The sequence below is a fragment of the Bifidobacterium sp. LCP19S3_E9 genome, assembly GCF_052121135.1.
GTDB classification, from domain to species: Bacteria; Actinomycetota; Actinomycetes; order Actinomycetales; family Bifidobacteriaceae; genus Bifidobacterium; species Bifidobacterium thermacidophilum.
In genome coordinates, this window is record NZ_JBQKEV010000004.1 from 77401 (window position 1) to 97184 (window position 19784).

13 protein-coding genes are annotated in these 19784 nt (G+C 58.5%); 6 read left to right on the forward strand and 7 right to left on the reverse strand.

The window, feature by feature from the left end:
• Positions 1-7 precede the first annotated feature (7 nt).
• From ACTQYB_RS03165 to ACTQYB_RS03180, 4 genes are all read right to left on the reverse strand, one after another.
• Positions 8-694 (reverse strand): YesL family protein, encoded by a 687-nt coding sequence (locus tag ACTQYB_RS03165; protein WP_412170571.1) that lies wholly within the window; start codon positions 692-694, stop codon positions 8-10.
• A 118-nt stretch (positions 695-812) separates the two neighbouring features.
• Positions 813-1754 (reverse strand): carbohydrate ABC transporter permease, encoded by a 942-nt coding sequence (locus tag ACTQYB_RS03170; RefSeq protein WP_441481855.1) that lies wholly within the window; start codon positions 1752-1754, stop codon positions 813-815.
• Between the two features lie 9 nt (positions 1755-1763).
• Complete coding sequence (locus tag ACTQYB_RS03175) at positions 1764-2753, reverse strand: ABC transporter permease (RefSeq protein ID WP_321047008.1); 990 nt, start codon at positions 2751-2753, stop codon at positions 1764-1766.
• 247 nt (positions 2754-3000) lie between these two features.
• Positions 3001-4602: an extracellular solute-binding protein gene (locus tag ACTQYB_RS03180; protein WP_441481856.1), complete on the reverse strand. Its 1602-nt coding sequence runs from the start codon at positions 4600-4602 to the stop codon at positions 3001-3003.
• Between the two features lie 777 nt (positions 4603-5379).
• Between ACTQYB_RS03180 and ACTQYB_RS03185 the strand changes: the two genes are divergently transcribed.
• Positions 5380-7200, forward strand: a complete 1821-nt coding sequence (locus ACTQYB_RS03185; protein WP_412170573.1) for a proline--tRNA ligase — start codon at positions 5380-5382, stop codon at positions 7198-7200.
• 779 nt (positions 7201-7979) lie between these two features.
• The gene (locus ACTQYB_RS03190; protein WP_441481857.1) at positions 7980-8615 is read left to right on the forward strand and encodes a single-stranded DNA-binding protein; all 636 of its coding nucleotides are present in this window, start codon (positions 7980-7982) and stop codon (positions 8613-8615) included.
• Positions 8616-8792: 177 nt separating this feature from the next.
• On the opposite strand, the gene ACTQYB_RS03195 is transcribed toward ACTQYB_RS03190, so the two are convergent.
• Positions 8793-10871, reverse strand: coding sequence for a M13 family metallopeptidase (locus ACTQYB_RS03195; RefSeq protein ID WP_441481858.1), 2079 nt, complete (start codon positions 10869-10871; stop codon positions 8793-8795).
• A 204-nt stretch (positions 10872-11075) separates the two neighbouring features.
• On the opposite strand from ACTQYB_RS03195, the gene ACTQYB_RS03200 reads away from it, so the two are divergent.
• The 3 genes from ACTQYB_RS03200 to ACTQYB_RS03210 all read left to right on the forward strand — a co-directional run bounded on the left by ACTQYB_RS03200 (position 11076) and on the right by ACTQYB_RS03210 (position 14545).
• A complete protein-coding gene (locus ACTQYB_RS03200; protein ID WP_321047013.1) occupies positions 11076-11756 on the forward strand; it encodes an HdeD family acid-resistance protein in 681 nt (226 codons plus the stop codon).
• A gap of 142 nt (positions 11757-11898) precedes the next feature.
• Positions 11899-12678: a type I methionyl aminopeptidase gene (gene map / locus ACTQYB_RS03205; protein WP_015450800.1), complete on the forward strand. Its 780-nt coding sequence runs from the start codon at positions 11899-11901 to the stop codon at positions 12676-12678.
• Between the two features lie 574 nt (positions 12679-13252).
• A complete protein-coding gene (locus tag ACTQYB_RS03210) occupies positions 13253-14545 on the forward strand; it encodes a citrate synthase (protein WP_441481859.1) in 1293 nt (430 codons plus the stop codon).
• A 1216-nt stretch (positions 14546-15761) separates the two neighbouring features.
• Here ACTQYB_RS03210 and ACTQYB_RS03215 read toward each other — a convergent pair.
• Positions 15762-16127, reverse strand: a complete 366-nt coding sequence (locus ACTQYB_RS03215; protein ID WP_033506293.1) for a DUF1304 domain-containing protein — start codon at positions 16125-16127, stop codon at positions 15762-15764.
• 179 nt (positions 16128-16306) lie between these two features.
• Positions 16307-17296, reverse strand: a complete 990-nt coding sequence (dapD, locus tag ACTQYB_RS03220; RefSeq protein WP_441481860.1) for a 2,3,4,5-tetrahydropyridine-2,6-dicarboxylate N-succinyltransferase — start codon at positions 17294-17296, stop codon at positions 16307-16309.
• 714 nt (positions 17297-18010) lie between these two features.
• On the opposite strand from dapD, the gene ACTQYB_RS03225 reads away from it, so the two are divergent.
• Positions 18011-19342, forward strand: coding sequence for a DUF559 domain-containing protein (locus tag ACTQYB_RS03225; protein ID WP_441495905.1), 1332 nt, complete (start codon positions 18011-18013; stop codon positions 19340-19342).
• The last annotated feature ends 442 nt before the right edge of the window (positions 19343-19784 follow it).

Consider the following 19784-nt stretch of genomic DNA (forward strand, 5'->3'; position numbering starts at 1 on the left):
GTGCTCCTTACTTGTCTGCGGTGCCGGTCGTCTGCAAGCGCAGACGTGGCTTGTCGTCTTCGGTCGGTCTGACCATGCCCGGTATTTTGCCGAATTTGCCGACAATCATCATGACGAAGAACACTGGCAATGCTACTCCGAATGCGGGGACGAGTCCTGGCCATGTCATCCATGCGCATACTGTGAGGATGACCAGGACGGTCAGGCACAGGCTGCACAGTGGACGTGCGATGACCATCTGGAGGGTCATGCGGACAATCCACCAACCGGATTCATTGAAGTTGGCTCTCATCGCCCATGACAGGCTGCAGAACAGGCCGTAGAACACCATGCCAATCAGCAAGACGCCTGCACTGGCGTATCCGAGTGTTCCAGCGTCATGGAAGTTCACCACCCGGTAGTCGAACATCAGCAGCAGCCACAACAGCGCTTGAGGCCAGCCGAACCGGTTCGCGCCGGCGAGCTCGTCCTTCCACGCGCGGTGGAAGACGGTCCAGGTTTGGCGGATGCTCCAGCTGTGGTCTTCGTCAAGCCACCAGGTGCGGTATGTCGTGTAGGTCGCTGAAATCGAAGGAAACAGGCCGATGACGACCACGCCCATCAGCGTATGCACGAGGAACGCCACGTGGGTGACCGCGATCATGAGCACGACGCGGCAGAAGCGTTCGTATCCTACGGCGAATGAACGTAACATGATTCTCCTTCAAGTCAAGTCGTGTGCGGGTGACGGTGAGACCGTTGCGCCCGCGGTTCGAGAAATCGCCGGGATGCCGCAAAGGGGATAACGACATCCCGGCAAGTGCGTTGTGGGCTCAGCCCTTGACCGCTCCGAGCATGACGCCCTTGTTGAAGTACTTCTGCAGGAACGGGTAGATGACCATGAGCGGCAGCGTCGAAACGATGATGATGCCGAACTTGATCTGGTCGGCGGCCTGTTGCTGGGCTGCGGCATCGACGTTGGTCGCGGTGCCTTGCGCAACGAGCAGCAGCTGCTGAAGCACGACTTGCAACGGTTGCTTCTCATCATCGGTGATGAAGATCAAGCCTGTCATGAAGTCGTTCCAGTGGCCGACGAAGTAGTACAGGCCGATGACGGCTAGAATCGCGGAGCTCAGCGGGATCACGATCCTGAAGAAGTAGCCGAGGTAGCTTTCGCCATCCAGCTGGGCAGCTTCGAACAGCTCTTCAGGAATTGAGGTTTCGAAGAAGGAACGCGCCACGATGACGTTGTACACGCTGACCGCGCCCGGGAGGATGAAGACCCACATGGAGTTGAGCAGGCCGAGCTGCTTGTACAGCAAGTAGTTCGGGATCAGGCCACCGGCGATGAACATCGTGACGGTGAACAGGAACAGGATGACGCGACGCGGCTTGAATTCCTTGCGGGACAGGGCGAACGCGCAGGGGATGGTGACCGCGAGGTTCACCGCGGTGCCGACCACCGAGTAGATGATGGTGTTGAGGTAGCCGTGCCAGATGCGGGCGTTCGCGAACACTTTGGCGTAGCCGACGAAGGTGACGCCTTTCGGCAGGAGGAACACGTCGCCGGCGGCGACCTTGTTCGGGTTGGAGAAGGACGCGATGACCACGAACCAGAGCGGGTACAGGACCGCGATCACCGCCAGAGCGATGAGCCCGTAGATGATGATCGAGGTCACCCAGTCGCCTGGGGTCAGATGCTGGTGCTGGTGTTTGTTCCAAGGGATTTCATCGCCCGAGGTTTTCGGGGCTGGCGTAACTGTTGTTGTCGACATGGTTGACTCCTAGAAAATGCTGGTTTCAGAGATCTTCTTGGAGATCGCGTTCGCCGTGATCAAGAAGACGAAGTTGACGACCGTATTGAACAGGCCGATTGCGGTGGAATACGAGAACTGGCTGTTGAGAATACCGATTTTGTAGGTGTAGGTCGAGATGACCTCGGTGGCGGGCAGGTTCAGCGAGTTCTGCATCAGGAAGATCTTGTCGAAGCCGACGTTCAAGACGCTGCCCATGCTCAGGATGAGCAGGATGCCTGCGGTCGGCATGATCGCGGGGATATCAACGGTGCGGATCAGCTGCCAGCGTCCTGCGCCATCGATTTTGGCCGCTTCATACAGGGACGTGTCCACGCCGGCGAGTGCGGCGAGATAGATGATGGAGTTCCATCCGCAATGCTGCCAGACTTCAGAAATCCAGTAGACGGAAGTGATCGCCTTCGGGTTGCCCATGACGCTTTCAGGGCCGAGGAAACGGCCGATGATGCCGCTGCCGGGGGTCAGGAAGATGTTGAGCATCGAGACGATGACCACGACGGAGATGAAGTGCGGCATGTAGGTGACGGTCTGGACGAAGCCCTTGACCTTGGTGGAGTGAATCTGGTTGATGAGCAGTGCGAGGATGATTGGGAAGATGAAGCCCATGACCAGGGTCCACAGGCTGATGCGGATGGTGTTGGTCATGATTTCGCCGAACAGCGGGGAGTGGAAGAACTGGTTGAAGTAGTAGAATCCAACCCAATCGCCGCCGGTCAGGCCTTTGTCCGGGTCGAACTTGCGGAAGGCGAGCTGAATGCCCCACATCGGCACGTAGGCGAAGATCGCCACGAAGATGAGTGCGGGGGCGCTGAGCAGCCACAGTTCCCAATAGCGACGGAAATGCTGAGCGATTCGTTTGAAAATATTGGGCTTCTTTGTGGTGCCTGATGCAACGCTGGATGGCCGCCGGCTGTCCTGTGCAGGCGCGGCAGGCGTTGCGCTGAGAGATTGCGTAGCCATGTTAGCTCCAATGGTTGGTTGTTCTATGTGTTCACCGGGCCGGTGAAGTGCGTTGGCTACTGTCTGGAGCCTGGTATGCGATCATCGGCATGGGAAAAAGAGGAGGGGTGGAGGGGAGCGACCCCTCCACTGTTCAAGGATTCAAGGGTAAGTGGTGTCGTGGTCTCCGCCTTGGGTGTTAGCGCGTTGTGCGGTACACCCAAGGCGCGTTGCCGGTTCAGTTATTCGTGATTGTCAGGATGTGGCGTCAGGCCTGCTTGTCGTAGTACTTCTGCCAGATCTTGATGTTGGTGTCGAGGCCGAGTGTCGGTTCCTTGACTTTCTTGAGGTAGTCGCTCCACTCGCTGTCGATGCCGCCCTTCTGCACCCACTTGGCCAGCTGGTTGTCGGTGTAGTTGAAGATCGCGGTGTTGTTGTTCGACAGGGTGTCCATGTCTTCGCTGTCCGGGTGCACCCAGATCGGGATGACGTCCTTGACCGGGTCGACGTTCTTCTTGATGGTTTCACGCACGGCCTGGTCGCTGGCGGTGACCTGCTCGGCGTTGGTGTCGTTGACGATCGTCACGTTATCGGGAATCCAGCCGGCGAAGCGATCCTGGAGTGCGACGGCGCGGGTGTCCGGGTACTCGGCGTAGGCCTTGGCCTTGTCGATGGTGTAGGTGTGGTTGCCGTTGTCGGTCACGATATCCGGGATGGAGCCGTAGAAGCCGGAGACGGAGAGCTTTTCGCTGTACATCGCGTTGATGAGCTTGAGCGCTGCATCCTTGTTCGCGGTCTTCGGGTTGAGGCTGAGCACGTAGGCGTATTCAGCTGCCGGCTGCGAGTAATCCCACTTGACCTGGGAGTCCGGGTCGGAGGCCTTCTGCTTAAGCGGAGGGAGGGTGATGTACTGATCGGCGAGCTTGTCACCGAACTCCGAGTAATTGGACCAGCCGAAGGTGACACCGCTGATGGCGGTCTTGCCGTCGCTGATGGTCTGCGAGTTGTACTTGGAGGCGTCGCGGGTCAGCGCGTCCTTCGGGATAAGTCCTTCGGCCATCAGTGAGTGCAGGTAGCTGATGGTGTCCTTGAGCTCATTGGAGGTCAGGTAGCTGGCGACCTTGCCGTTCTTGACATAGTAGCCTTGGCTGGATGCGGAGGCGCCCATGAAGCTCGTGGTCAGGCCGGTGGAGTTCATCAGCGTCAGCGGGCTCCACAGACCGAAGCCCAAGCCGCGGATGTTCATCGGGACCTCATCGGCCTTGCCGTTGCCGTTCGGATCCTTGGTCTTGAAGGCCTCAAGCGTGGTCTTCAGCTCGCCCCAAGTGGTCGGGACTGGCAGGCCGAGCTTGTCAAGCCAGGTCTTGTTGATGAACATATGCGTGGCGGAGACGCGGTAGCCCTTGCCACGGTCGGAGGGGAGCAGATACAGGTGGCCGTTGTCTTCTGCGAACTTCTTGGCATCGGGCTGCGCCTTGAAGAACTTCTTGACGTTCGGCAGCTTGGACAGGTCCTTGGACATGTCCTCGAACTGCGAGGAATACTTGGTGACGTCGGTGGAGTCGTACAACGCCAGGCCGATGTCAGGGAAGTCGCCGGCAGCCATCTTGGCGGACTTCTGCTGGCCCCATGCGTTATCGCTGATTTCCTGCCAGTTGATCGTGCAATCGCAGGCGGCTTCAAGATCCTTGGAGAATTGGGTCTTCTTCATCGGGTTGTCGGTGACGTTGCGCCTGACTTGGATGGTGACGATCGGTTTGCCGTTGGCATCGGTGGTCGCCTTGCCGCTTCCGCCGCATGCGGCGAGCGGGATGAGCATGGATGCCGTTGCGATGGCCGCGATGGCCATCCGTACACTTCTTCGTGCCATTTCTCTGTCCTTCGACTTTACTTGTTGTTTGTGGTGCTACGGAAATCGGCTGGGGTGCAGCGGCGCAGGCTGGTATGGAATGTGTTGTTCGTATTGCTTGCTGCTGACGTCTGTGTCGTTTTCCGTTTGCGTATCTCACGATAGGACATTAAACGTTTAACGGCAAGCGTGAAACGTTTTACGCGTGTCGTTTTTTAATGCGAACGTAATCATCGTTGATATACCAACCAATTGGTTGATGTCGGTTGATTCACCGAATTCGATCGATCGGAGGTTAACGGGAAGACGGCGGTTCGGATACGGCGCTCATGCGCCTCGTCGTCGGCGGGGGCGCCGGCAGACGGTCAATCAGCAAGCGGGCCGAACGGCGTACAGGCCGCTTGACTGGATTCCCGAACCAGATTCCCGATTCCGGATTGTGGTATCTCTCGCGGTGGGCGCATGGCTGTCGTACCGCAGATCGCCGCAGAACACCGCGGATGAACACGAACCCGTCCCTGATGCCGCGGGTACGCGGCATCCCTGTATCGGCGACGGTTGCTGTGCGCAGGCTGCATCGGGCATGTCTCAAGCGCGAGGCCATAGACACCGGCGCTTGGGGGCATCGTGCTCAGGCTGGGGCATCGTCCTGGGGCATTCCCTCGGCGGTCATGGAATACGGTGACGCCCGGCAGTGGCGCCCATGACGTTATCAGCCACTGCACCGTCTCGGATCGCTTCGTATCTGCCGAAGCCTTGCCGACCATAATGTCCCATAACGCGAATACCTTGGGATTCATGAGTTCCAAAGCACTTCGTATGTCTACGCTGTTCCTGCGCACGCTGCGCGAGGATCCCGCCGATGCGGACGTCGATTCCGCAAAACTGCTGCAACGCGCCGGGTACATCCGCAAAGCCGCTCCCGGCATCTGGACGTGGCTGCCGCTCGGTTTGCGCGTTCTCGACAAGATCGAAGGAATCATCCGTGAGGAAATCAACGGCATCGGCGCCCAGGAAGTGCATTTCCCGGCTCTGCTGCCTCGCGAGCCCTATGAGGCGACCCATCGCTGGGAAGAGTACGGCGAGAACATCTTCCGTCTGAAGGACCGTCATGGTGCGGATTACCTGCTGGCTCCGACGCACGAAGAGATGTTCACCCTGCTGGTCAAGGACATGTACTCCTCATACAAAGACCTGCCGGTGACGCTGTACCAGATCCAGACCAAGTACCGTGACGAGTTCCGCCCGCGCGCCGGTCTGATTCGCGGCCGCGAGTTCATCATGAAGGACGCCTACTCCTTCACGGTCGACGAGGAAGGCATGCGCAAGGCCTATATGGACGAGCGCGGCGCCTACGAGCGCATCTTCACCCGTCTTGATTTGAAGTATGTCCCGGTGTTCGCCATGTCCGGCCCAATGGGCGGATCTGCGTCCGAGGAGTTCCTTGCCCCGATGCCGATTGGCGAGGACACCTTCGCACTTGCCCCGTCCGGCAAGGCTTGGAACGTCGAAGCGCTGACTACGCCGGAACCGCCGGTCGAGGATTATTCCGACACTCCTGCCGCCGAAAAGGTCCCAACCCCTGATGCGATGAGCATTGACAATATGGTCGCGCGCGCCAATGAGGACCATCCGCGCAGCGACGGCCGTCAGTGGCAGGCGAGTGACATCCTAAAGAATGTGGTCATCGCCGTCAAACACCCTGAGGATGCCGACCATGATAAGCCGTGGCGCGAACTCGTGGTTGTCGGTGTGCCCGGCGATCGCGTTGTCGATATGAAGCGTCTGGAAGCCCAGTTCACCCCCGCCGAGATTGAGGAAGCGACCGAGGATGACTTGAAGGCACATCCGGAGCTGGTCCGCGGCTATATCGGCCCGATGGCCCTTGGCCCGCAGGCTGCGGCGCGCGGTGTCGAGCACCCGATCCGCTATTTCGTCGACGCGCATATCGCCCACGGTTCCGCGTGGTTCACCGGCGCCGACGAACATGAAGTCGACTACTACAACCTCGTGTACGGCCGTGATTTCACCGCCGACGGCACTGTCGAGGCCGTCGAGGTCCGCCATGGCGATATGAGCCCGGATGGTTCCGGCCCGCTGAGCTTCGAACGCGGCGTGGAAATCGGTCAGGTCTTCCAACTTGGTCTCAAGTATTCCAACGCGCTTGGCCTGAAGGTCCTCGATCAGAACGGCAAAGCCGTCCCGGTGTGGATGGGCTGCTACGGTATCGGCGTCAGCCGTGTGCTCGCGTGCGTCGCCGAAACCCATCATGACGACAAGGGTCTGGCCTGGCCTGCGGTCATCGCCCCGGCCCAGGTGCATGTCCTCGCCACCGGCAAGAACGCCGAGGCCTTCGACGCCGCCGAAAAGCTGGTCGCCGAACTTGAAGCGCGCGGTATCGAGGTGCTGTACGACGACCGCAAGAAGGTCTCCCCGGGCGTCAAGTTCAAGGATGCCGAGCTGATTGGTGTGCCGCTGGTCGCTGTCGTCGGCCGTGACACGGTCAACAACGGCACAATCGAGGTCCGCGACCGTGACGGTTCGAACTCCGAGGCTGTCGCCGTCGATGCGGCTGCGCAGACCATCGCCGATCGTCTTGCCGCATTGCTTGGCAAGTAGAGGCCGGGTATCGCACAGACAACGTACGGCAAGAGTACGGCATGATGTGATTCGTGTTCCGTGCGTGTGCGCGCAGACATGATTCAACCTGTGGCGGGCGTCATCTGAGTAAGGTGCGCCCGCCACTGCGTGTGGGCGCCGGGGATTTACCGGATTCGCAGGATTCGTGCGATTTGCGGGAGCTGCGGGATTCGTACGGGATTTGTGAAATTCATTGGATTCGCTGGGTTTGTCAAATCGGCGTCCTCGCCTGAACGACTGTTCTCGGCGGCTTCCAGCCGAGCGACTTTCCTGAAAACCTCATTACGCCGACGACATGTGCGCGTTAGGCTGCTGGCGCCACTACCTAAACCGGTTACGGTGGAACGGTGGGACCTTGCCAATGTTGCTGGGGGTGTGTGGTATCTCAACCTGGTTGCGAGCAGCGACGCCGAAGGCATTCCCAGTCGACGTTCTCGTTCAAACCGGCTGTCCTTATGACTCGTAACACATCGACGGACGCGAAGCAACACCGGTATCGTGAGTTATCCACATTCCGCCGTTTCTCACTTTTCCTTGATATTCTGCGGATTTCGCTAGTTGAACACATCTTTTGACCACATTTTCCGATTGGCTGGCGCAGTACCCATGCCATCCGGAAGAATGAATAGTACCGCAGACGCGACGGTGACATCCTGCAATACGACAGGCTTCTCTCCTCGCTCCAATCTCCAGTTGTGTGGTAGGACGTGTCCCCGTCGCGGCTGCAGTCCACATATCGCAGTCATGGATTCGCAATCATGAGGGGGAAAGCAATGGTGCAGCAAGGTCTGATAACCATCAATGGATACGCCGGTTCCGACCCGGTCAATTTCGGCAAGGATGTGCCCGCCTGTTCGTTCAGGATCGGGTGTACTCGCCGCTATTTTGACAACTCCGCAAAGGAATGGAGGGACCGCCCGACCATATGGATTACGGTCAAGGCGTTCCGCGCGTTGGCGCGCAATGTGCTGACGAGCGTGCATAAAGGCGATCCGATTATTGTGTCGGGCACGTTGGCGAACGAGCAGTGGGAGCGTGATGGCGAAACCCATTCCAGAACGGTCATCGAAGCGGCTTCCATCGGCCATGATCTTGGACTTGGGGTATCGCAGTTCACCAAGCAGAAATCAGGATTTGCGTCCGGGGTACCGGCGCCTGGGACGTCGACGCAACCGCAGGAACAGCAGCAGCCGCAGGGACAACCGCAAATGCAGCAGGCTTCCATGTCAGGTGCGCCTAATCAGGGAGCCGTGCCTCCGGAAGCCTCCGCCGGGCAAAACCAAGGGGGTCTTCCGCGCGATCCATTCGCTGAGCCGCAACAGTCCCAAGCGGCTGAGGATGAAACATATCCCACGCCCGAAGATGATGAGAACCCTCCTGAGGAGGTATTTTGACCAGGGACGGCTTGAAATCAGGCAAACAAGAATGGCCACGAAGACATGTAGGAGTCTTCGTGGCCACGTGGTGGGGAGGAATACTGCCGGCTGGTCATATCCGCGACACGACGGAATATGGCGGCGGTGCATGGTCCGGCGGCTGCAATCGTGCGCCCTATCGGCACACAGGTGGCATCACCAGATGCGTACCCGCTTGTCGGGGTCGAGCCACATCGCGTCCTCGGGCTGCACGTTGAACGCCGTGTAGAACAAATCGACATTGCGCACGATGCCATTGGTGCGGAATTCTGCGGGGGAGTGGGGGTCGATCTGCAGGTACTGCTCAGCGAGTTCGTCGCGCTGCTTGGTCCGCCAAATCGAGGCGTAGCTCAGGAAGAAACGCTGAAGCCCTGTGAAACCGTCGATGACGGGCGCGGTATCGAGTGCTGCCTTGATGGCGTCGGTGGAGCCGTCCTCCGGTTTGCCGGCAGCGGCGTCGAGGGCGAAGGCGTATGCCTTGAGCGCGATATTCACGCCGCCCAGGTCGCCGATGTTCTCACCAATGGTCAGCGCGCCGTTGACGTGTGGGGCTTTGTCCGGCTCGTCGGCGTACTTCTCGACGAGCTGGCTCGGCACGAAACTGTTGTACTGCTCGATGAGCGCCTTGGTCCGCTGCTCGAAGTGCTCACGGTCCTCGTCGGTCCACCAGTTGTTGAGTTTGCCGTCGCCGTCGTACTGGCTGCCCTGGTCATCGAAGCCATGGCCGATTTCATGGCCGATGACGGCACCGATACCACCGTAGTTCGCTGCGTCATCGGCTTCGGGATTGAAGAAAGGAGGCTGCAGAATTGCTGCCGGGAACACGATGACATTCAGTGACGGCTCATAATAGGCGTTGACCGTCTGCGGATTCATCAGCCACTCATCACGGTCCACAGGCTTGCCGGCCTTGGACAGTTGATACCCGTTCTCGTACAGGGACGCGGCACGCATATTGTCCACAAGTCCGGCGTCATCGCGTACGTCAAGGGCGGCGTAGTCACGCCAATGACTGGTATACCCGATTTTCGCGGTGAACTTTGAGAGCTTTTCCAGCGCCTTGCCCTTGGTCGCTTCGCTCAGCCAGTCGCTGGTACTGATGGACACGCGGTAGGCGTCAATCAGATTCCCGACGAGCTGTTCCATGCGCTGCTTGGAGCTTTCGGGGAAGTGACGTTTGACGTATTCGCGCCCGACGTCCTCACCGCACACGCCGTTGACCAGCGAAACGCCACGCTTCCACCGGTCACGCTGCTGTTTGGCTCCGGAGAGCACCTTGCCATAGAACGCGAAATTCGTCTCGTCGAACTCCTGGCTGAGCATGCCCGCCCATCCGATGATGGTGTGGACGCGTGCCCACAGCTTGAGGTCATCCAAGTCGCTTGCCGCCCAGAATACGTCAAGCCCGGACAGGAAGCTCGGTTCATGTACGATCGTATGTTGCACAATCGTCTTGAAATCAAGCGGTTGTGCCTTGCCTGCCGTCGTCGCGTCGTATGCCGTCTGCCATGCGTCCACCCAATCGGATAGGCCGAAATGCTCCAGCGACTCGCTCAATGCCGCGTAGTCAGTGGGATTGTAGGTTTTCTGCGAATCTCTTGTGGCCACGTTGTCCCAATGGTGCGAAGCGATGGCGGTCTCAACCTCAAGGAAGCGCTTTGCCTGTTCTTCGGATTCCAGCTCGTCGCCGTACCCGGCCTGGCGCAGTTGCTTGGCGACCATCGCCACATACTGTTCGCGAACCGGGGCGTAATGATCCTCGCGGTAGTACGCCTCATCCGGCAAGCCGATGCCCGCCTGTTCGATGTGTACGATGTTATGCTCGGGGTCTCCCGGGTCGCCATATATCGCCATCGCGAACAGGTCCGGTCCCCCGGTCGGGTTCAATGAGCCGAGCACGCGGGTGAGCGCGGTCTTATCCGCGGCATGGTCGATGGCATCAAGATCGGGGCGAATCGGCTCAATGCCAGCGGCGTCCACGGCATCGGTGTCGCAGAACGCGTGGTAGAGGGCACGGGACTTCGTCGCGGGGCAATCGTCATCCTCAAGGATGTCGCGAATCTGGCTTTCGGCGTTCTCTGCGAGCTTGTCGAAGGAGCCATAGCGGGAACGGTCATCGGGAAGACGATAGGTGTCGATCCAAGGCCCGTTCACGTAACGGAACAGGTCGTCGGCGGGCTTGATAACGGAGGAGAAAGAGGCCGGGTCAAGGCCGGAAACCAAAGCGTTGCTCATAGCTTCACCCTAGCCAGATTCGGTGACAATCCGGCATTGTTCCGTCGGCGGTACTGGGCGGGTGGAGCAGCTGGCACCCAGAGCGCGGGCACGAGCGCAAGAAACCGGACAATACTGCGCATGTCGTTGCCCCACAAGACCATCGTGCACGAATACAATACGAAATGTAGGCAAAATCCGGTGCCTGTAAGGAAAGGAGTAGTCATGACTGATCAGAATATGAATCAGAATCCTTATGGACCGTATGCCAACAACCCCAACCCGAATGCGGGCCAGAATCCTGAATCCGACGACGGGAACCAGTATTCGTTCAACCCGTTCCGTCTGGTCGAGGAGATGCTGCCGCAGCGTGCGAAGAACACCATCCGCGGAGCCTATGGGCTGATTGGCATCGTCGCCGTCATCCTCGGTGTCGCGTTGCTGGTATGGCCGGGCAAGACCCTGGTCGTCGCGGCCATCGCGCTGGGCGTATTCTTCGTTGTCGCCGGCGTGGTGCGTATCGTCAGCGCCATTGTCGAACTCGGTCTGCCCGCCGGATGGCGTGTGCTTGATATCATCGTCGGCCTGCTGCTGACCATTGGCGGCGTCATCATGTTCAAGTACACGGCGTTGTCCGCGCAGACCCTGCTTATCGTCATCACCTTGACCGTTGGCATCTGCTGGATCATTGAAGGCATTATGGCACTGACCGAGTCCTGGATGCTGCCGAAGCAGGGATGGGCGATCTTCTACGCGATCATTTCGATTATCGCGGGCATCGCAATCCTGTTCTGGCCGGGGCCGTCGGCGTTGACGCTGATGATTTTCGGCGGCATCACGCTCATTGTGCTCGGTGTCAGTGCAATCGTGCGTGCGTTCACCTTCGGCAAACCCAGCAAGCGCTGAACGTAGCTGAAGAACAGTCATCGGAACGAGCGGGCCGCCTGTCGCAACTGACAGGCGGCCCGTTGCATTCCTGCCAACGGTTCGCCGTCTGGCGTCAAGGCAACGGTTTGCTTTGTAAGCCGTACGAAGTAGGGTTGCAATTATGATCGAACTGAAAACACCTCAGGAAATCGAAGCAATGAAGCCTGCCGGCCATTTTGTCGGCAGCATTCTCAAGGAACTGCGCGCCCAGACCGGCGTGGGAACCAATCTGCTTGACATCGACGATTACGTCCGCCGCCGCATCGAAAGCCGTAAGGGTGCAGAATCCTGCTACGTGGATTACGCCCCGGACTTCGGCACTGGCCCGTTCAAGCATTACATCTGCATTTCTGTCAACGATGCCGTGCTGCATGGCGTCCCTTATGATTATGACCTGAAAGACGGCGATCTGGTCAGCCTCGACCTGGCGATAAGCGTCGACGGGTGGGTCGGTGACTCCGCCATCAGCTTTGTGGTCGGCAAGAACAAGGATCCCGAGGACTTGCGCCTGATCAAATGCACTGAGGATGCGCTCGCCGCCGGCATCGCGCAAGCTCAGCCGGGCAACCGTCTCGGTGATATCTCTGCAGCCATCGGCGATGTTGCGCACGAGCAGGGCTACACCGTGAACCTCGAGTTCGGCGGCCACGGCGTGGGTCATATCATGCACGGCGATCCGCACGTCGCCAACGATGGCAAAGCGCATCACGGCTACAAGCTGCGCCCGGGGCTGGTCATCGCGATCGAACCGTGGTTCATGAAGACCACCGACGAGATCTACCAGGATCCGAAGGACGGCTGGACGCTGCGTTCCGCCGATGGTTCGCGCGGCGCGCACACCGAGCACACCATCGCCATCACCGAGAACGGTCCGGTGATTCTCACCGCTCGTGACGAGTGATACAAGGTTGCAGCGATGCGGCGCAAGGTCGTCTGCGTAAGGTTGGCGTAGGGTCTGTGCAAGGCCGACGCAAAGCCGAAACGGTGTCAACGCAACGCTAGGCTACGCTACGCATGTCTGCGCATCGCTGATTGACTGACAGGGGTGGGCCGTTCGCGACGTCCCGCCCCTGCGGTGTTTCATCGCTGCATGGTGTCCATCGCAATATTGCAATTCGCCGGATTTGCGGAATTCTCAAGGGTAATTCGGTTATTCACCGCCCTCGCCTTACGCCCCAATCCACAGAATCTGTGAAATTCTCATGGTCGGAGCAAACCGTGAAATCAGCGCGTTTTGCTGAAACCCCGCGGCGATTGCGATGAGAAAGTGACCGTTGTACAAGACAGCGCGAGCATGGTCTTGGCGTGGTCTGTTATGATGAACACACTCCAGCGCGCGCTTATGTGACCGCCGTTGCGTTATCGGTAGCATTGTGTTGTCGGCGTTTGAGACGTTCGAGGCGTCCGAACCATTCAAGACAGCTTGAACGATGCCGATTGGCGGGTGCGCACGTATCCAACAGAAAGGGGAGCTGATGGCGACAGCCGAGTTGAAGATCGATTCCGAACAGTACGATCTGCCGCTGGTCAAAGCGACCTCGGGTCCGGACGGCATCGTTGTGTCCAATTTGCGCAACGACGGGTGGGTCACGCTTGACCCCGGTTTCCTGACGACCGCGCAATGTGAATCAAAAATCACGTTCATCGACGGCAACAACTCGATTCTGCGCTACCGAGGCTACCCGATTGAGCAGCTGTGCGAAAAGTCTGATTTCCTTGAAGTCGCCTGGCTGCTGCGTCACGGCGAACTGCCCACCCGCCGGCAATACGAAAAGTTCTGCTCCGACATCAACCATCGCACCATGGTCGGCGAGGATTTCCGCACCTTCATGGGGTCGTTCCCGCGCACTTCGCACCCGATGAGCGTGCTCGCCTCCGCCATCAACGCGCTCGCCGCATTCTACCCTGACACCACGGATGTCAACGATTCCGATCAGCTTGACGAAGCGGCCGAAATCATCATGGCGAAGGCGCGGACCATCGTCAGCTACATCTTCCGTCGCCGTCGCGATGAGCCCATGCTCTATCCGGACGTCTCTCGCGGCTATGTCGACGATTTCCTGCGCATGTGCTTTGCCGTGCCATACGAGCCGTTCGAATCCGACCAGCTGTATGTGCACGCGCTCGGCCGTCTGCTCATCATCCATGCCGACCATGAACAGAATTGCTCGACCTCCGTGGTGCGAATTGCGGGCAGCGCGCATGCGAACCTGTATTCCGCGGTCGCCGCGGGTGTCAACGCGCTGTCCGGTCCGTTGCATGGCGGTGCGAACGAGGCGGTGCTGCGTCAGCTCAAAGCCATCCGCGATTCGGGCAAGACCGTCAAGGAATTCATCGAATGGTCCAAGGACAACGGCAAGCGCATCGCCGGGCTCGGCCATCGCGTGTACAAGTCGTACGACCCGCGCGCGGCCATCGCAAAGTCGTATCTGACGAAAATCGTGGAGCATGAAGCGACGTTGAAGCTTCCGAAGGATGAGCGCGCGCTGTTCGACGTGGCTACGGAACTTGAGCAGATCGCGTTGAACGACGAGTATTTCGTCTCTCGACATCTGTACCCGAACGTCGACTTCTACACCGGGTTAATTTACCGCGCGATTGGTTTCGACCCGGCCATGTTCACGACGCTGTTCGCGCTCGGCCGCATCCCTGGCTGGATTGCGCAGTACCGCGAAATGCTGGACGACCCGATGACCAAGATTGGCCGGCCGCGCCAGGTGTATACGGGTGAGGCGAAGCGCGATTACGTTCCGATGGATCAGCGCTGACTTGTGTCGATGGCGTTGACTTGGTTGGCTCCGTTGGCGGCGTTTCGGATCGGATAGTGCCGAAGGCTTGAGCGTACCAGTGGCATCGATGGTCTTTGACGCTGATGGCGCTGATGATGTGATGGCTGACGGCGTTGCTGATGCTGGTGCGTTGGCCGACGACTTTGGCTGACGGCGCGTTGATGGTGCCGGTTCGTTAGCTGACGACGTTGACCGATCACGTTGGTCGATGACGTTGCTGGTGCCGGTGGTTGGCCGATGGTAAGTCCGATGACGGCGTTTCTGGTGCCGAGGGTGCCGATGGTCTCACAGATGGTGTCGAAGGGCTGAGAATACCGATGGTCTGGGGAAGTGGGATTGCTTGTCTCTGGTATCTTCGTCCTGGCGCAATCGTGTCAGCAACGTAGAAACACTGACGGGCGCAGTCTTCCTATGGCGGGGTAGATTCCCGTTGACCGTGCCGATGACGGGCACCGCACAACCTGTATCGCAGCGTCCGTTAGTGTTTGACCGGGTTGGATTGCACTTCGCCCAGCCCTCGTACGTCGCGATTGCCCTGTCATGATCACCCGTGTCGTGTGGTCGCCCGCATCTGTGCAGTGCCGCCCTATGCGCTCATCCTCACATTGGTTGTGAGTCGTGGCTCACAACTGCCAGTGGAGGCATGTTCTTCGGCAGGGGTTCTTGGTGTCCATATCGTTGGTTGTGAGTCGTGGCTCACAACCAACGATATGGAATCCCGTCAGACGGTAGATTGCTGATGTCCTGATTCTTGGTTGTGAGCGAGGACTCACAACCAAGGGGTTAGACAGCGTCCTTCAGTAGCCGCTTTTCTATTCGTGTTGTCGATTGTGAGTGACGACTCACAACCAGAATAGAGGTGCGGTCAGTGCCTCTCAAATGCGTGGCGTTTGCCAGCGTGTGTTGTGAGCCACCACTCACAACCAACATGGGAGAAGGGCAAATGACCTTGATGGGTTTGAATTCGCCAAGCTTGCGGTTGATTAATCCCCGGTCGGTGAATGTTCCGATTCATCAAGATCTCGATTATCCGAGACCTAGCCGTGCGAGTCTAACCCTGCCTTGGGCTCTGCCGGTTCGGACTCCAGTCGACTAGAACCCAAGACGCGCGGTTTCACCCAATCTGAGTCCCAACCTGCCCGAGCCCGTTGGAATCAATAGCGCATCATCAGAGACAATACGCGGAATCCGCCTCTCATACTCCAAAAACGAGCGTGAATACCAAAGCGACGATCGCGAGTCCGCCCTGCTTCAGAATAATCCACGGACTGCTGGTATAACTGCCATATGCGGCGACGGCGATGATGTATCCCAAGAGCCATGCGACCGCTGCCTGCGAGTGGTATGCGAACAGCGCGATCAGCAACAGGACACCAATCAGCAGGTTATACACCCCTTGGTTGCGGAACAGCGTTGTCACAGAACTGCGCGACAGTTCCTCGTGCGTCATGCCGAACACGCGCTCCGTTGAGGACGATGTAGTCGCGATGGTCTCCAAATAGAAGATGTACATGAATTCAAGAGATACCAAGGTCACGAGGACCATGCTGACAATGTGCATGACACTACTTCTTTCTCATGTTTCTCACGATTGCGTGTGAGACCGACCGTTGATAACGCTCGGCATCCGCATCACTGCAGATGGCTTGACGTTCGCCGACGGTCGCATCAGAAAACGGGGCAAACGAAAGGTAATACAGATTATACCATTCATCTGCCCCGCATTTTTCGAGATATTCGTCAGTTCTTGTGCAGCTTCTCGTTGAGCGCGATGCCGACCTTGCGGTAACGCGCCTCGATGCGGCCGCTGACCGAATTGCGGATGAACAGGATGTTGTTCTTGCCGCTCAAGTCCGAACCCTTGACAACGTCGAGCGGTTCGCCGGCCGCGACTTTCGCCTTGTCGTAGACGGTCACCTTGGTGCCGGCGGTCACGTACAGTCCCGCTTCGACCACGCAGTTATCGCCCAGGGAGATGCCGATGCCGGCGTTGGCTCCGAGCAGCGAATGCTCGCCGATGGAATTGCGCAACTTGCCGCCGCCTGACAGCGTTCCCATAATCGATGCGCCGCCGCCGATATCCGAGCCGTTGCCCACGACTACGCCCTGCGAAATGCGGCCTTCAACCATGGAAACGCCGAGCGTGCCAGCGTTGAAGTTTACGAAGCCCTCGTGCATGACTGTCGTGCCCTCCGACAGGTAGGCGCCGAGGCGCACACGGTCGGCGTTGCCGATGCGCACGCCGGTCGGGACCACATAGTCGACCATACGCGGCATCTTGTCGACGAGCATGACTTCGACGTTGGCACTGGGGGCGCCGTTGGCGGCGTGTGCTGCGGCGGCCTGCACATCCATCTTGCGCAGAGCGAAATCTTCGATGGCGAATGGGCCGTAGTTTGTCCAGACGACGTTCGTGAGCACTCCGAAGATGCCGTCAAGATTGATGGTGTTCGGCTTTGCCAGGCGCATACTCAACAGGTGTAGACGCAGATAGGCATCGGCAGCATCCGTGGGGGCTGCGTCCAAATCGCTTACGGTGAAGATCGGGATGCGTCGTACCCCGCGTGCGTCGGCTTGTTCGCGGACGAGAGCGTCGAACCCGTGTGCCGGGCGGTCGGCTGGTGATGGAGCGGGGCCGAGGGTAAGTTTCGGATACCACACGTCGAGCGTGGTGCCGGCGGCGTCGATGCTTGCCAGTCCCCATCCCCATGCGGTGCGTTGGTCTGCCATGATATTCTCCTGCTTTCTGACGCTTTGGGGCGCCAATGTCCTAGAGGTTTGCGATGTCCTGAAGGTGCGCGTTATCCATGGTGCGCTTACTGGCGAGTATATTACGGTTCGCGGGTTATCGACAGGCGGATTCCGGTGCGCGAGTTGCGTTGCGGCAGTGGCGTGGGCTGGGCGGCATCTGGCCGAGCGGTGTTTGTCGTGGTGGTGTTTGGCGGTTGATGGTGCCGTCCTGATTGTTGGTTGTGAGTGGTGGCTCACAATCAGTAAGTGGAGCGGTTGCATCTGTAGTCGTTTGGGGCGCCCTGTTGTTGGTTGTGAGTGGCCGCTCACAATGTGGGTGTGTTGGGTCCCGTTCTGCTGCGGTTCTGCTCGTTCATGCTGTCGGTTGTGAGTGGTGGTTCGCAATCGATGGTGTGGAGTGCTGTCCGTTGGTTGTTGGTGTCCTTATCGTTGGTTGTGAGTGGGGACTCACAATATGGACACAGCGGACCCGTTCTGCGGCTGTTCTGTGTGTCAATATCGTTGGTTGTGAGTGGCAGTTCGCAACCAACGATGTGGAATCTATCAGGCTGTCGATTGTTGTCGCCGTGATCGTTGGTTGCGAGTGGTGACTCGCAATCAACGATACTAGCCTGTCGCTCGGTGGTTGGTTATTGCCGCTCTTGTCGTTGGTTGTGAGTGGGCGCTCACAATCAGTTGTGTTCTTATGCGTCAGTGCGGGGACAGCCATCGTCAACCTGTTTTGTTGTGAGTCCCGGCTCACAACGGACGCATGCCGGAGACCGTCGGATCCCTGGCAGACCATTAGCGAAAACTCGATGGATGCTGGGCGCATACCTGAGACAGATATCAGACCCTTGCGAGGCGGATATCGGGAATGGATACCGATGGATGCCACACTGCCCGCTGCCGCTGCCGCCGCCCGCCTGCGAGGATCAGGAAACGACCTTACTGTGGATAACTTCATCTTCTGACCACATTGTCCGTTCCAGCTTCCGACGGAAAGCGCGACAAGCTAGCGTCGACCGTATGAACATGAACACCGTTGAACATCGAAGATCGGGGCTGATGACGCAGGCGAATGGCCGTCGCACCGAAACGACTCAGGTCCGTCTGTTACGTATCCAAGCTGAGACGCTGATCCGTTGTCGTGAACTTCAGGCGCGCGCCGCTTCCCCGCTGATTTTTGCGCTGAGCACCGCATTGAAATTGCTGTGCATCGATGTGCCGAATGAATTGAATCATGACGAGTTGGTCGTGGTCGCGGATTCGCAGAAAACTCGCAGACGGATCGCGGGCGTCCGCTGCGTGTATTGGAGCTATCCCACGCGGCTGGTGCATCTTGAGGGTATTACGTGCGTCGCGCCGGATACGACGTGGCTGATGTACGCGCGTCGTTCGAGGCTGGAATCGTTGGTGTTGCTGGGCGATGCGTTCATGCGCAGGGATAGCGATCAACGGTGGATGACGTTGCGTGATTTTCGCGATTTGTGCCATGCGACGCATGAGCAGATTCGAAAAGCCAAGCGAAGAATGCCGGCGGGCACTGTGAATTCTCGCAGAGCCATGGTGCTGATGAGGGAGAACACTGATTCTGTCCGAGAAAGTGAATTGCGGTTGATGTTGCTGTCCTATGGCTTGCCGATGCCGCAAGTCAATCCGCACGTCGATATCAGGAACGACACCGGGCAGGCGAACGTGGGCGGACGACGGCGATTCTTCCTCGACCTTGCATATTCGGAGTGCAAAGTCGCTGTGGAATACGACGGTAAACAGCATGCGAGCAATTGGGAGGAGGATGTTCGCCGTCGTACGTTGCTCGAGGATGCTGGCTGGATGTGCGTGAATGTCACCTGGAATGATATGCGCAGTGATGTTGAACGGCGCGCGCTCGCTGTAAGTGTGGCCTCGCGCCTGGAACGCCGGTCGGGGAGGAAACATGCCGTGACAGGGCCGATTCCATTGCGACGATTGGCTTCTCGTTTGCTGCGGATAGATAAAGAGGCTGATGATTCTATGACCGAGAAGGCTGATGCGCACGGTTGATGGTGTGTTAATTGTGTAGTGTGGACAATTTGGTTGTGGTTGGGCGATGGCAGTGCTGATGCCTGATCGTTGGGGGAAAACTGACGGTTTAGTGACGGTTGCCGGCGGTTGTCAGCGACATTGACTTCGATTCCGCACTCGGTGTCGCACGCAAGACGCGCGTTGGATTCATGGACCGGTGGTGGGGAAGGTCACTGATGTCATGGCGATATTTGACACGTCTGATGATTGCACAATGTGTGCCAAATTTGTGGCTGGATTGACGTCGGTCCGGTAGGAAGCGCGCAATGGGGCGCGGCTTCGCAATAATCGCGTGGGCGTTTTTGCTGTGTTGCGGTCGAAAATCGATGATGTCCCTTTGCTTCTCGGTTGCGCCGTAGGTGTCGTCGTTGCGTGTAACGTTTTGGAATCCGATTGTGCCCGGACGGAATCATGTCCTCCG

Excerpts from the sequence above, each read along its gene's own strand:
- ACTQYB_RS03165 (WP_412170571.1), bottom strand. The coding sequence starts at position 694 with ATGTTACGTTCATTCGCCGTAGGATACGAACGCTTCTGCCGCGTCGTG.
- ACTQYB_RS03170 (WP_441481855.1), bottom strand. The coding sequence starts at position 1,754 with ATGTCGACAACAACAGTTACGCCAGCCCCGAAAACCTCGGGCGATGAA.
- ACTQYB_RS03175 (WP_321047008.1), bottom strand. The coding sequence starts at position 2,753 with ATGGCTACGCAATCTCTCAGCGCAACGCCTGCCGCGCCTGCACAGGAC.
- ACTQYB_RS03180 (WP_441481856.1), bottom strand. The coding sequence starts at position 4,602 with ATGGCACGAAGAAGTGTACGGATGGCCATCGCGGCCATCGCAACGGCA.
- ACTQYB_RS03185 (WP_412170573.1), top strand. The coding sequence starts at position 5,380 with ATGAGTTCCAAAGCACTTCGTATGTCTACGCTGTTCCTGCGCACGCTG.
- ACTQYB_RS03190 (WP_441481857.1), top strand. The coding sequence starts at position 7,980 with ATGAGGGGGAAAGCAATGGTGCAGCAAGGTCTGATAACCATCAATGGA.
- ACTQYB_RS03195 (WP_441481858.1), bottom strand. The coding sequence starts at position 10,871 with ATGAGCAACGCTTTGGTTTCCGGCCTTGACCCGGCCTCTTTCTCCTCC.
- ACTQYB_RS03200 (WP_321047013.1), top strand. The coding sequence starts at position 11,076 with ATGACTGATCAGAATATGAATCAGAATCCTTATGGACCGTATGCCAAC.
- map (WP_015450800.1), top strand. The coding sequence starts at position 11,899 with ATGATCGAACTGAAAACACCTCAGGAAATCGAAGCAATGAAGCCTGCC.
- ACTQYB_RS03210 (WP_441481859.1), top strand. The coding sequence starts at position 13,253 with ATGGCGACAGCCGAGTTGAAGATCGATTCCGAACAGTACGATCTGCCG.
- ACTQYB_RS03215 (WP_033506293.1), bottom strand. The coding sequence starts at position 16,127 with ATGCACATTGTCAGCATGGTCCTCGTGACCTTGGTATCTCTTGAATTC.
- dapD (WP_441481860.1), bottom strand. The coding sequence starts at position 17,296 with ATGGCAGACCAACGCACCGCATGGGGATGGGGACTGGCAAGCATCGAC.